This is a genomic window from Acinetobacter sp. CAU_H_60 (genome assembly GCF_058599385.1).
Genome location: NZ_CM178653.1, coordinates 2,400,102 through 2,412,892, shown reverse-complemented (window position 1 = coordinate 2,412,892; position 12,791 = coordinate 2,400,102). Strand labels below are relative to the sequence as shown.

Below are 12,791 nucleotides of genomic sequence, written 5' to 3'. Positions count from 1 at the left end.
TTTCATCTACATCATAAGACGATTTCAGGCTTTGTAAATACTGAATATGTGACTAATTACAAATTATTTGAGAATCATATAGGAGATGAATCAATAAAAGAGTGCTCGGTTTAAGGTGTGTTTTATTCAGTCAATTTTTTTCTATTTAGTTGTTTAGCCTAATAAAAATAAAAAAAGCCAGAATTGAATTCTGGCTTTTGCATCAAGAGAACTGTTGGTTATTGTGGACGTGCTACATCACCACTTAAAGCTTCAGGTAATTCCAGAACCTGTACGTCCAGCTCAGCCAATGCTTCAGGTTTGGCAACCACTAAAGCCTGATAACCCTCATCTGTACCAATACTATTAACCACTTCGACGTCATTGTGCAGCTTGGTCGCAACAGCAGGTGCTTCGCCTGTACCTTGAATCAAATGCAACCAGTGTTTTGGCTTGGCTTTAAACCATAAGCGAGCAATCACTTCCTGACCCAGATAACAGCCTTTGTCATAGTGAATGCCTTCACGTTGATGCAGACGCAATTCCTGTGGCTGGAACAGGGTCGCGGTAGTTGCCTGAATCCAGGCCTGACCTGAGGCAATAGCTTGCTGTTGCCAAAGGGTAATATCCGTTTCAGTTTCAACAAAATCAGTGTGGATGTCATTGATGACTGGATAAACCGGGCCAACCTGCTCCAGTTTCATTTTTGAAAAAGCGCCAAACTTTTTAATATGGCTGGCCAGTTCTGCTGCCTGATTTTCAGGGCTGACAATTTCAAAGCTTTCCGGATTAATTTTTTTCAGCCAGATGCCGAACTGAATACGTCCTTTCAAGCTACAGATCGCTGTATAGCGAGTCAGGTTTTCAGCCAGAGTTTCGACATTTAAAGTAACTTGACCCTGAAGGAATTTTTGCGCATCTACTCCATTCAGCGTAAATAAGGTAAAAGCAGGAGATGTTGCCATGATCAGCCTCAGTTTGAATACTAAAAATCAATCAAGCTATTGTGCAGCAAGCATTTAATAGAGGCAAACAAAAAAGCCAACAATCGGGATCGTTGGCCTTTTCAGGAGTGTCTAATTAGTGATGATGAGATGAGGTTGGCAGAGGTGAATCACAAGGGAATTTACCTCCACAGACCCGTACCGTTTCCATCATGCCCTGATCTTCATGATCGAGAATATGACAGTGCTGTACAAAATCACCTTCAAATTTCTTGTAATGACTTCGAAGAATAAATTTATAGTTCGCCTTGATAAACAGGGTATCCTTGAATTGTCCTTTCATACCACGATATTGCACATCATCTGTATCATTATCATCAGGCGCTAATTCACTCACATCAACTTCTTTGGATTCGCCATTAGGGCCAGTGACAGTTTTTAAGATTTTAACAATCTGGAATGGATTAACATGAATATGGAAAGGATGGCCACCAAAAGCTTCGGTCGTCAGTTCCCATTCATCCGTCTGTCCAATTTGTAACTGACGCACATATTCACGATCCGGGTCTTTGGCATGAGTCCGACCGACTGATCCTTCGCCATCAAATGCATCTCCAAAACTGAGTAAGTCACCATCTTCTTTATGACGGAAGCCAAATTTAAGGCCATTTGCGAAAGCCAGTTCAAATTTACTGTATTGTTTCGGTCTGGAGGCAACCAGCTTGTCAATTGCTGGAGTCATCAATGATGGATGATCAGTAAAGGCAGTAAGATCAAGCTTGGATAACTGAGTCTGAATCTCTTTGCTTAAACCAATTTTTTTTGCACGCTCTTGCAGGAACTGGGCAGGAGTCTGCGCTTTTGTTTTGCTTGCCTGTACATTGACCCATCCCAGTAGTTGGGCATTGAAAGGATGGTTCGGGGCAAGTTGAGGGGTAATTTGACCCGTTGGGATCGGTGCATTCACTTCATCCTCAATATTTAATTTGGAGTCATAAATGCAGTATTTGTTGGTGGTTGGGAAGGTGACCATTGCATCATGACGATAACCAGGCTGGAACACAGATAGGGTTCTGCGCTGTACCTGAGTCATGGTCAAACCATCTTGAGCAATCGTATAAACAGGTAAGCTTTTTAAACTCTCATTAAACTCTTTTGGATCTACTTCCTGATATGCCAGACAGGCTTTAAGGGTGTCTGCGGCGCTAAATTTACTGGAGTTTGGCAGTTCTTTAATAATCAAACCAATGGTGTCGCGTACACCACCATGAATCATGCGCCAGCGATTAAAAGCATTCTGTTCAACTTTAATCTCTCCTAAAACTTTACCATTGATAGACGTATAAAAGTTCTGGCCGGCCCAAGAGCCAGGATTAGCGATATCTGTATAATCTTCAAGTAATCCTAAGCCTTTACCTTCGCAATTGTTAGGAATATCGAATTTTACATCCGGGTCAGGGTTAGAGCATCGATATTGAATTTGCTGGAATAGCAGGATGTTTTCATTTGGATAGCTATTTTTTTCTTTCCACAAAATGTCCATATCGCCTGTTTCAGTGACTTTGCCATTTTTTACTTTTGGTGTTCTTGAGCCTTCTACAATTAATGGGCCTGCCATACCGCTCGATACCTGAATAGCCGTTGAGCCATGCAGATGGGCATGATACCAGTAGGTGCCTGCCGGATGATTCGGCTCCATTTTGTACTGATAATCAAATTTTTCCTGAGGTTTAAATTTCAGGAAAACATTATCACTATTGCCTTGAGGACTTACCCAGAAGCCATGGGTATGCAGGTTAGTAGTATTGAAACAATGTGGATCGTTCACATTATCCACTTTGTCTGGGCAGGTGGCTTTCTGTTCAGGTGGAAGCTGGTTATTTAGGTTAATTTTCAGGGTTTCACCTTGTTTGACCCGGATCTGCGGACCAACTAAAAGATCTTCAACAGACTCTCCAGCCTTTTTCTTGTTAAACAAGCTGGCATTAGTGAGATAACCTCTGACGAACAGTTGATCCCAGGTACTATTTCTCGGATTGTAAATCTTGCCGGTTTTATAAGCGACGATCAGTTCATGGGTGCCTTTGGAATTTTTTTGCAATAGGGGCGGATTGCTAATCAAAGTATCGGGTGTTGTTGGAGTAGGTTGTGGGTTGTTGGGATTATTGGGAGTGGTTGGTGGGTTAGGGTTGTTGGGAGTTGGCAGTTTAGGATTGGAGGGATTTTTACCTCCATTCCAGCTCGCTGCCAGTACAGCGATCACTGCAGCAACGATACCAATAATGGCGAGTTGTATCATTGTAATCACCCTTATGTGCTTTTGTGATGAGTGTTGTTGTTGTGAAGTAATTCGAGGGTAGATTTACAAAGTTGAGATACAGACTGTTATCACCAAATTAGGGGGAGGGCGATAGACGGTAGGCTGAAATGACGTGTGTAAAGTATTTTAGATAGGGATGCGTTTTATAAGCTCATGTTTATGAATCATTGTCCTATAAATATTTAACGTATTTCTAAAATTGTAAGAAAGTCTTAAAAAATATATGGAATTGAGAATGTAACTTATTTCGGGGTATGTCGAACCTGAAAAATGATTTTTTTCGCCTAAACTCATTGAGCAATATCTGCAATGAAATTTACCATTCATGGTTAAGATTTACGCTTAATACTGAAATAAAAAACGTAGATTCGGTGTTTTATTAAATGAGCTATTTCTAAAATTAAAAAATTCTAAGCTTTGATTTTATATGAAATTTATACTTAAACTGATTCGAATAAATCGATTATTTTTTATGCGGTTATCCACATCTCATACTAAAGAATGAGACAGATTTAGGCCGATTTTTCAGAAAAATCGCAATTTAGAGTCAAAATTCTAAAGTATGGGTTATAAATTTTGGTAAAAATGCCATTTTTAGTATTTAAACTTTTGAAAATTATAAGATTTGGGAAATGGACTTTCGACAGCGTACAATGCCTTTATTAAAAAACAAGTCATCAAGATATTTTGATGAATAAAAAGAGTAATGAAAGAGGGCAGGCAAGCTATGAACAATAACTACCGGAAACCGCTGCAAGGTACCCAGCTGGAATATTATGACGTGCGTCAAGCCGTAGAAGATATTCAGCCAGGTGCATATGCCAAACTTCCTTATACATCTAAAGTGCTGGCCGAGCAGTTGGTACGCCGTTGCGACCCTGCGATTTTAGAACAGTCTTTACGCCAGTTGATTGAGGGTAAACAGGAACATGATTTTCCTTGGTATCCGGCGCGTGTGGTGTGTCATGACATTCTGGGCCAAACGGCACTGGTCGATCTTGCTGGTCTGCGTGATGCAATTGCTGATCAGGGTGGTGATCCCTCTAAAGTCAATCCAGTCGTACCGACCCAGCTAATCGTCGATCACTCATTAGCAGTGGAATATGGCGGCTTTGATCCGGATGCATTTGAGAAAAACCGTGCAGTAGAAGACCGCCGTAATGAAGACCGTTTCCATTTTATTGAATGGACCAAAACTGCGTTTGAAAATGTTGATGTGATTCCTGCCGGTAATGGCATCATGCACCAGATCAATCTGGAAAAAATGTCACCGGTGATTCAGAACCGTAATGGCGTGGCATTCCCAGATACCTGTGTGGGTACTGACTCTCATACCCCACATACCGATGCGTTGGGCGTGATCTCAGTGGGTGTTGGTGGTCTGGAAGCTGAGAACGTCATGCTGGGCCGTGCATCTTGGATGCGTCTGCCAGACATCATTGGTGTGGAACTGGTAGGACAACGTCAGCCGGGCATTACGGCGACGGATATCGTACTGGCTTTAACTGAATTCCTGCGTAAGGAACGTGTGGTTGGTGCTTATCTGGAATTCTTCGGTGAAGGTGCAGACAGCATGTCAGTCGGTGACCGTGCTACGATTTCCAATATGACACCGGAATATGGCGCAACTGCGGCCATGTTCTATATCGATCAGAACACCATTGATTATTTGACGCTGACTGGTCGTGAATCTGAACAAGTGAAACTGGTTGAAACCTATGCCAAGGAAATTGGCTTGTGGTCGTCGGAAATGACGCAGGCAGAATATCCGCGTGTACTGCGTTTTGACTTGTCTACCGTAACTCGTAACATTGCTGGTCCATCGAATCCACATGCGCGTGTATCGACATCTGACTTAAAAGAAAAAGGCATTGCCGGTGTGGTAGAAAACCGTACTGATGGCTTGATGCCAGATGGTGCGATCATCATTGCGGCGATTACCTCTTGTACCAATACTTCAAACCCGCGTAATACCGTGGCAGCAGGCTTGTTGGCACGTAAGGCTAATGAACTTGGTCTAGTGCGTAAACCTTGGGTGAAATCATCTTTTGCTCCGGGTTCTAAAGCAGCAGCGCTTTATCTTGAAGAAGCGGGTGTACTGAAAGATCTGGAAAAACTGGGCTTTGGTATCGTGGCCTATGCATGTACCACTTGTAACGGCATGTCTGGCGCGCTTGATCCAAAGATTCAGCAGGAAATTATCGACCGTGACTTGTATGCGACAGCAGTCTTGTCGGGTAACCGTAACTTCGATGGTCGTATCCATCCTTATGCGAAGCAGGCATTTTTAGCATCTCCACCGTTAGTGGTTGCTTATGCGATTGCGGGTACCATCCGTTTTGACATCGAAAAAGATGCCTTAGGCACAGACAAAGATGGCAATCCAATTTACCTGAAAGACATCTGGCCATCGGATGAAGAAATTGATGCTTTGGTAAAAGAGTCCGTGAAGCCGGAACAGTTCAAGAAAGTGTATATTCCGATGTTCGATCTGGGTGAGCGTGAGCAGGCAGCAAGTCCGCTGTATGACTGGCGTCCGCAAAGTACTTATATCCGCCGTCCGCCATACTGGGAAGGGGCATTGGCTGCACCGCGTACTCTGGCAAATATGCGTCCGTTAGCCATCCTTGGCGATAACATTACTACCGATCATTTATCTCCATCGAATGCGATTGTGTTGGATTCGGCAGCGGGTCAATATCTGGCGAAAATGGGCTTGCCTGAGGAAGATTTCAACTCTTATGCAACGCACCGTGGTGACCACCTGACTGCACAGCGTGCAACCTTGGCGAATCCAAAGCTGTATAACGAAATGGTGGTGCGTTCCGACGGCACCATCAAGCAGGGTTCTAAAGCACGTGTGGAACCAGAAGGTGAAGTGATGCGTATGTGGGAAGCGATTGAAACCTACATGAACCGTAAGCAACCACTCATCATTGTTGCGGGTAAAGATTATGGTCAGGGTTCAAGCCGTGACTGGGCTGCCAAAGGTGTGCGTCTGGCAGGTGTAGAAGTGATTGTGGCTGAAGGTTTTGAGCGTATTCACCGTACGAATCTGGTCGGTATGGGTGTACTTCCACTTGAGTTTAAGCCGGGTACAGATCGTAAAACTTTGAAGCTGGATGGTACTGAGCTATATAGCGTAATGGGTAATATTGCGCCACGTTCGACTTTGACTCTGGTGATTGAGCGTGCGACTGAAGATGGCAAAAAACAGACCATTGAAGTGCCGGTGACTTGCCGTCTGGATACTGAAGAAGAAGTGTCTGTCTATGAAGCGGGCGGAGTATTACAACGCTTTGCTCAGGACTTTTTAGAAGGGAATGTGGCTTAACTTTTCAAGGTGCCAGTAATAATCTCCCCTAACCCCTCTTTAGAAAGAGGGGAACTCCCTCCTTTTTAAAGGAGGGTTGGGGTGGATTAAAGTGATTGAAATTGTTTAAAAAAGACCCTACTGTTAAGTAGGGTCTTTTACTGAGAAAATGATGTCTTTATTAAGAGAAATTCAGAGCGAAGCAGTTAGTCCTGCAACTAAAGTTTCTGATTTACTACGAAAATGTAAAATTTTGGCATATCGTTTAGGCAATGAAGATTTTAAAAAGTGGGTAGAGTCAGAACTAAATGGATATTCATCAGATGACTTATTACCTTCTTATAGAATATTAACTGTAGGTTCTAAAGGTAATTTCGTAGGGAGTTTTGGTAGTAGTTTTTCTAATGCGGATATGCCGATTCATGGTCTTCCAGAAAGGTTACAAGAAAAACAAATAAAAGCCGAATTCCACCAACCAATTGCAACTGTAGAAAGCTATTCTTTGAATAAAGAAGGATATTTAACCCAAAGTTGGGATCCTGCGATCTTGGCTCAGTATGGGGCGAATATGTATAGTGATTTGAATTGTATACAAGCATGGAAAGTGATTTCTATAGCATCAGTGATTGGTATAGTTGATACCGTAAAAACTAGAATCTTGAATTTCGTCCTAGAAATTGAGGTCTTGAATCCTGACGCTGGTGAAGCTGCTTTAAATTCCAGCCCAATCCCCCCAAGAAAAAGTGAGCCAGATCTTTAATATAAATATTTCAGGCGATGTTCAAAACTTAGCTTCAGGAAATTATCACAGCACTATCCATCAAGAAATTAATAACTCTCAAATTCCTCAAGAGTTTTTAGATTTATTAAGCACGTTGAGAGAATCTGAAATCGAGGAAGAGTTAGTTAGCGATCTAGAACTAAGAATCGAAAAATTAGGAACCTTAATTGGAACACCAGAATATACTTCCCAATATGGTGAGCTAATGAGTTTTCTCTCTACTCATGTCACTATATATACTTTCTTAGCTCCATTTATTCCAATGCTATCAAGCTATTTATCATAGAAAGTGAAAGTGACTAGGCGCAGCGAAGAAATATCATTAAATCACAAATAAAAATATCACTTAGCTTTAACGACACTATCATTTACAAAAATGGACAATAGACATTCATCACAACAGAGTTATACTGCTTAGACCATTTTCTAAAACAACGGAGAACAAAGATGGTTACAGCTGGCTCAAAACCGGGAACAGGTTTCTATTTTTGTGTTCAATGCGGACATCGCGTCTTCTTAGAAATTGGTACAGACCGACTACCACCGTGTACCAAATGCCTCGGCACCCAATATAACGATAAGGTTGCCTAAGCACACGATATTCAAAACAGAAGATCCTGTTTTAAATAAAAGCCCTATCACCCGATAGGGCTTTTTTGTTAGCGTATAATTTGGATCATAAAAACGGCTTAAATCTCAAGGATAAGCAGCATGGAAACAATCCTCGGTTTATGTATCGGTATCGGCTTGAGTGCAGCCTGTGGTTTCCGTGTTTTTGTGCCTTTGCTGGTGATGAGTATTGCCGCATTGATGGGCTGGTTTGAACCGATGACCGGTTTTGAATGGCTGGCCATGCCGGCAGTCTGTCTGGCTTTAGCCATCGCGACTATCTGTGAAATTGCTGCGTATTATATTCCCTGGGTGGACAATGCCATCGATACGATTGCAACGCCTGCTGCCATGCTGGCCGGAACTCTGACAACGATGGCTGCCAGCAGTGGAGAAATGTCCCAGTTTACAGCTTGGGCAGCAGCGATTATTGTCGGTGGTGGAACAGCAGGGGCCGTGCAAATGAGCAGTGTTGCAGCACGCGGACTATCAACTGCTACCACAGGCGGTGTTGCGAATCCGGTACTCTCAACCGGAGAGTGGATCGGGGCTATTCTGTTATCCATCCTGTCATTGCTTTTGCCAGTGTTAGCTGCCTTGCTGGTCGTAATACTAGCCATCATGGCGATTCGCTGGATACGTCAAAAAAAGAAAATCAAGCTAGAAAATTCCGCCTTATAAGAGTCAGATAAATAAATATTTATCACTAATTTTTAACGAAATATTTGCTTAAAGAAAGGTTCTCATCTTGTTCATTAAATTGCTTGATTTTTATTCAATAAAGTCATAATTTTATTATGGGATTGCAAAAGGCATAATTTTTGTATGGTTTTATTTGTGGTTTAACTTGATAAAAACAATATTAGGGGAACTGTAAATGATTAAATTTATTGTAGATGAACAAGAGTCTGCCCAAGGCGTGCACTATATTCATAACGTAACTGAAGGCTGTGAAGACCTGCCAGAATTTGATAACCAGATTCTGATTGGATATTTTGCCAATTATGATTTGGCTTATAAACGGGCAAGAATGAACTGGCCGAGGGAGAAAGTAGAGGGCTGTCATAAGTGCTGTATAGAATGAGATTTATAGACATATTGGACATTATTTAAAACCCGCTATACAGTGGGTTTTATCATTTATTCTGTTTGAAAATTGATCAATTTAACCCCATATAAAACTATAGATTTATCATGTTTAGGGCTGCTCAATTGCAACATTATCTTGATCTCAATCATGACTCGGGTGTGGCCAATTATGAGATTGGCAATGAGTTTATTCGGGTTCAATTCAAGAAAACCTCGAAAGTGTATACCTATAGCTATAGCAGTGCAGGCTATCAGCATGTGGAAAATATGAAACAGCTGGCCCAGTATGGTGATGGCTTAAATGCCTATATCAATCATCATACCCGTCATCTGTTTGTACGCTAAAAAATGATCGTTGGAAGTTAGAACTGAAACTTTTAGCTCAAAATATTTAAACCATTTCTCTTTAGATCACAGATACAAATCAGTAGTTCCTGAAGATTTGATTGATCTGTTAACTTAATGATAGATGGCTCTACAGGCAGGGAACCACTATGGATCTCAATTTCTGGTGTCGGTTTTTACTTTATACATTGGCTTTAAATTACGGCATCTTAATGCTCTGGTTTTTGCTGATTGTCTTTGCACGAAACTGGGTAAAACGATTGCATGGTCAATGGTTTCAGCTCTCAGATTCGACTTTTGATGCCATTCACTATAGCGGCATGGCCATCTATAAAATCGGGATATTCCTGTTCAATCTGGTGCCGCTGATTGCCATATTTTTGATTGGGAAAAGTTAGGAGATAAAACTTTCCAAAGTTCCAAGAATAAATAAAACTGATAGTCACTTCAGCATTACACGGAGCAGTTTAAGGCTTAAAATGCTCGAAACAGAATAACAATATGAAAAAGGAGTTCGGATCAATGAATCAGTTTAAACCCGCCTTGATTTTAGGTGCTTTAATCGGCTTGGGAATGATTATTGCCGGATTCATTCTGGGCAATAGTGCAGTCAAAATTAAACAGTATGAGCGGATTGTTTCGGTAAAAGGGCTATCGGAACGTGAGGTTAAGGCTGATGTCGCAGTTTGGCCCATCCGTTTTAGTGGCGGTAGTCAGAGTCTGACAGAACTGTATGACACCATGGAGTTGCAAACCCAGCAAATTCAGGCTTTCTTAAAAGGCGAAGGTTTTAAGGCAGAAGAAATTACCACAGGTTCTCCAGTCACTACAGATAAATATGCCCAGCAATATGGCGGTGATGCCAATGTCGCGCTACGTTATACCGCACATCAGACCATTACGGTTTATACCCACAATATTGATGCAGTCCGTGCAGCGCAAACCCGTCTGGTCGCTCTGGGTAAAAAGGGCATTGCTTTTGGTGGTGATGATTCCGGGCAAAGAACTGAATATATTTTTACCAAACTGAATGACATCAAACCGGCGATGATTGAAGAGGCCACGCAAAATGCCCGCAGTGTGGCAGAAAAGTTTGCAGCGGATTCTCAAAGCCGTCTCGGGAAAATCAAGACAGCCAATCAAGGTCTGTTTAGCATTGAGGACCGTGACAGCAATACGCCTTATTTAAAGAAAGTTCGTGTGGTTTCTACAGTGGATTATTATCTGGCGGATTAAATAGCTGGAAAATTGAAAATAATAGTCTGAAAAATTTAGAGCAGAATGAAGTTTTAAATGAAGATAAATTCCAGTAATTCTGCTCTTTCTGTAATAAAATATCCTTATTTTGAGGTAAAAGGTAAAAAATTCTTCTACAGATATATTTAAAGAAAAATATTTTCAAAAACTGGGAAAATTAAAAAATCTTAGGAAATTAATTTTGCCGCAGCTTGGCTACTATAGATCTCAAGGGTGTGATGGGATCGAAAAGAGTAGCATGCTGTGAGTGGCGCAAAACGCGAGTGCAGTACGAACCCAAAAGGTCTCGATTCGGCTTAGGACGCTATAGACCAAAAGTTTATAGGCTATAAGATCATTTCTTACAAAGAGTGATAGTTGAAGTAAACCATCAAGATGTTTTCCCAACACCCTCAAAATTTTCTCTTCTAATAATAAATCTTCTCCTCCAAACTGCTTAATACCTTCCTTACCCAGTCACTTATATTCTTCCTAAATAGCTGTAAATTCATTTGAGATTCAAATAAATACTATTTTAATCACATATCTAATCTATTTTATTTACAGCCTATTGCTTTCAATTATCCTTTATTTAAATACTATTCTAATGTCACTGGTTGTTTATAAGTATTTGATATAAATAATTTAAAATATAATATGTTTAATATTTGCTCACAAATTATATCCTTGAAAAATAAAACAGAATGCTATGATAATTTTGCATATAAGAAAGGGGCACGTCCCATGAAAAAATATGAATTAGAAATCAGTTATCCGCATCAGGAAGAAGACGAAGCAGAGCAGCTAGGCAGCTTATCGGCAGAAGAAATTCTCTCTACTTTTAAATCCATTAACTGGCAACAGTTACGGATTTTACAATTGCAAATGCAAGCCGCCATTACCACTTTTACCGTAACAGATTCCGATACTGAACAGTCGATCCAGATCACGCTGAATGAACTGGCGCCATCAGGTCAGCTTGAGTTCAGGCTGGAAAGTGATATTGAAGTCGAAGCTCAGCATAAAATTCTGGGACTGTTTAGCCTGAAAAACAAAGACTATGTGTCATTTCGCAGTCTGACTATGTCACAGGTTCAGCAATATCTTATGATATTCTTAAATGAAGATCTCGACAGCCTGAAAACCCAGTATCAGTCAGGTCATTCAGTATCTCCCATCAGTGCAGCGTCCAAAGCTTAGTCGGGCACTGCTTCTGCAATAGGGCTGGATTGACAGTATTCCCTGACATTGTTATTTTGCGCATTTTCTCCTGAATGCTTAAAGCACATGCCTATTAACGACAACTTTGTCTACGCACCGCCTCAAGACCCATTGCATATTCTATATGAAGATGATGATCTGGTCGTCATTGAGAAGCCGGCCGGTTTGTTGTCTGTTCCGGGACGTTTGCCTGAGCATCATGACAGTGCTTATCTACGGGTACTAGAGCGTTATCCGAATGCCAAAATTACCCATCGTCTTGATATGGCGACGTCTGGCATCCTGATGTTTGCCAAACATCGCGATGCCGAAGTGGCGGTCAGTAAAATGTTCCAGGCACGTACAGTCAGCAAGCACTATATTGCGCTGGTACAGGGAGAAATTCAGAATGAGGGCAGTGTCGATGTGCCTTTAATTACTGACTGGGAAAATCGCCCACGGCAAATGGTACATTTTGAACTGGGTAAAGCTGCCAAAACACTATATCAACGGCTGGAATATCTGCCTGAGCAAGACATCAGCCGGGTATTACTAACGCCAATTACTGGGCGTTCACATCAGCTCAGAGTCCATATGCTGCATATTGGTCATCCGATTACGGGCGATAAAATCTATCATCCGGAACCAACGCGTAGTCCTCTTAATCGCATGGCCTTGCATGCCAGTGAACTGACTTTTACTCAACCCTTGAGTGGTCATAAAGTTGAAATTCTTGCACCTGCACCATTTTAGTAAAATTTAAGCATTCAAAAAATGAATATAGATTCTGATAAATATTTAAATTTCAGTAAGCTGCAACAGAAATGTCAGAATTTATTTCAATCATCGGAAAATTATGGAGTTGAATTTAAGCAGTTTTCTAGAAAAATTATGTTCTGAATCATGTCTTATCAAGTAATGATTTTTTGAAATTAAAAAAGTGTATCCGGAAAAATTTCAGGAATCATTTAAAGG

The 12,791-nt window shown here is 41.2% G+C and carries 13 protein-coding genes; 11 read left to right on the top strand and 2 right to left on the bottom strand.

Translation table 11 applies throughout. The features are described 5' to 3' along the window. Positions 1-218: 218 nt before the first annotated feature. Together ygfZ and AC4MBN_RS11360 are read right to left on the bottom strand one after the other, a co-directional pair. On the bottom strand, positions 219-944 hold the full coding sequence (gene ygfZ, locus AC4MBN_RS11365; protein ID WP_491880229.1) for a CAF17-like 4Fe-4S cluster assembly/insertion protein YgfZ: 726 nt from the start codon (positions 942-944) through the stop codon (positions 219-221). A 115-nt stretch (positions 945-1,059) separates the two neighbouring features. After that, positions 1,060-3,222, bottom strand: a complete 2,163-nt coding sequence (locus AC4MBN_RS11360; protein WP_491880228.1) for a multicopper oxidase family protein — start codon at positions 3,220-3,222, stop codon at positions 1,060-1,062. A 748-nt stretch (positions 3,223-3,970) separates the two neighbouring features. Between AC4MBN_RS11360 and acnD the strand changes: the two genes are divergently transcribed. The 11 genes from acnD (at position 3,971) to AC4MBN_RS11305 (ending at position 12,569) form a co-directional block, all read left to right on the top strand. Next, positions 3,971-6,577: a Fe/S-dependent 2-methylisocitrate dehydratase AcnD gene (acnD, locus tag AC4MBN_RS11355; protein WP_491880227.1), complete on the top strand. Its 2,607-nt coding sequence runs from the start codon at positions 3,971-3,973 to the stop codon at positions 6,575-6,577. A gap of 151 nt (positions 6,578-6,728) precedes the next feature. Beyond that, positions 6,729-7,316 (top strand): AbiTii domain-containing protein, encoded by a 588-nt coding sequence (locus tag AC4MBN_RS11350; RefSeq protein ID WP_419364659.1) that lies wholly within the window; start codon positions 6,729-6,731, stop codon positions 7,314-7,316. Next, positions 7,300-7,623, top strand: coding sequence for a hypothetical protein (locus tag AC4MBN_RS11345; protein WP_419364657.1), 324 nt, complete (start codon positions 7,300-7,302; stop codon positions 7,621-7,623). Before AC4MBN_RS11350 ends, AC4MBN_RS11345 begins: the two co-directional genes overlap by 17 nt. A gap of 161 nt (positions 7,624-7,784) precedes the next feature. Beyond that, positions 7,785-7,928, top strand: coding sequence for a zinc ribbon-containing protein (locus AC4MBN_RS11340; RefSeq protein WP_179993182.1), 144 nt, complete (start codon positions 7,785-7,787; stop codon positions 7,926-7,928). 120 nt (positions 7,929-8,048) lie between these two features. After that, positions 8,049-8,627, top strand: coding sequence for a DUF4126 domain-containing protein (locus tag AC4MBN_RS11335; protein ID WP_200228939.1), 579 nt, complete (start codon positions 8,049-8,051; stop codon positions 8,625-8,627). A gap of 196 nt (positions 8,628-8,823) precedes the next feature. Further along, positions 8,824-9,030 (top strand): hypothetical protein, encoded by a 207-nt coding sequence (locus AC4MBN_RS11330; RefSeq protein WP_491880226.1) that lies wholly within the window; start codon positions 8,824-8,826, stop codon positions 9,028-9,030. Positions 9,031-9,158: 128 nt separating this feature from the next. After that, complete coding sequence (locus AC4MBN_RS11325) at positions 9,159-9,380, top strand: hypothetical protein (protein ID WP_004785142.1); 222 nt, start codon at positions 9,159-9,161, stop codon at positions 9,378-9,380. A gap of 149 nt (positions 9,381-9,529) precedes the next feature. Continuing rightward, the gene (locus tag AC4MBN_RS11320; protein ID WP_419375331.1) at positions 9,530-9,778 is read left to right on the top strand and encodes a DUF6868 family protein; all 249 of its coding nucleotides are present in this window, start codon (positions 9,530-9,532) and stop codon (positions 9,776-9,778) included. 124 nt (positions 9,779-9,902) lie between these two features. Further along, complete coding sequence (locus AC4MBN_RS11315; protein ID WP_312332738.1) at positions 9,903-10,616, top strand: SIMPL domain-containing protein; 714 nt, start codon at positions 9,903-9,905, stop codon at positions 10,614-10,616. A 744-nt stretch (positions 10,617-11,360) separates the two neighbouring features. Beyond that, complete coding sequence (locus AC4MBN_RS11310; RefSeq protein ID WP_491880225.1) at positions 11,361-11,816, top strand: hypothetical protein; 456 nt, start codon at positions 11,361-11,363, stop codon at positions 11,814-11,816. Between the two features lie 87 nt (positions 11,817-11,903). Next, positions 11,904-12,569: a pseudouridine synthase gene (locus AC4MBN_RS11305; RefSeq protein WP_419375330.1), complete on the top strand. Its 666-nt coding sequence runs from the start codon at positions 11,904-11,906 to the stop codon at positions 12,567-12,569. Positions 12,570-12,791: the final 222 nt, after the last annotated feature.

What these genes read in the sequence shown, in the direction of transcription:
- ygfZ (WP_491880229.1), bottom strand. Translation starts at nt 944, where the DNA reads ATGGCAACATCTCCTGCTTTTACCTTATTTACGCTGAATGGAGTAGAT.
- AC4MBN_RS11360 (WP_491880228.1), bottom strand. Translation starts at nt 3,222, where the DNA reads ATGATACAACTCGCCATTATTGGTATCGTTGCTGCAGTGATCGCTGTA.
- acnD (WP_491880227.1), top strand. Translation starts at nt 3,971, where the DNA reads ATGAACAATAACTACCGGAAACCGCTGCAAGGTACCCAGCTGGAATAT.
- AC4MBN_RS11350 (WP_419364659.1), top strand. Translation starts at nt 6,729, where the DNA reads ATGTCTTTATTAAGAGAAATTCAGAGCGAAGCAGTTAGTCCTGCAACT.
- AC4MBN_RS11340 (WP_179993182.1), top strand. Translation starts at nt 7,785, where the DNA reads ATGGTTACAGCTGGCTCAAAACCGGGAACAGGTTTCTATTTTTGTGTT.
- AC4MBN_RS11335 (WP_200228939.1), top strand. Translation starts at nt 8,049, where the DNA reads ATGGAAACAATCCTCGGTTTATGTATCGGTATCGGCTTGAGTGCAGCC.
- AC4MBN_RS11330 (WP_491880226.1), top strand. Translation starts at nt 8,824, where the DNA reads ATGATTAAATTTATTGTAGATGAACAAGAGTCTGCCCAAGGCGTGCAC.
- AC4MBN_RS11320 (WP_419375331.1), top strand. Translation starts at nt 9,530, where the DNA reads ATGGATCTCAATTTCTGGTGTCGGTTTTTACTTTATACATTGGCTTTA.
- AC4MBN_RS11315 (WP_312332738.1), top strand. Translation starts at nt 9,903, where the DNA reads ATGAATCAGTTTAAACCCGCCTTGATTTTAGGTGCTTTAATCGGCTTG.
- AC4MBN_RS11310 (WP_491880225.1), top strand. Translation starts at nt 11,361, where the DNA reads ATGAAAAAATATGAATTAGAAATCAGTTATCCGCATCAGGAAGAAGAC.
- AC4MBN_RS11305 (WP_419375330.1), top strand. Translation starts at nt 11,904, where the DNA reads ATGCCTATTAACGACAACTTTGTCTACGCACCGCCTCAAGACCCATTG.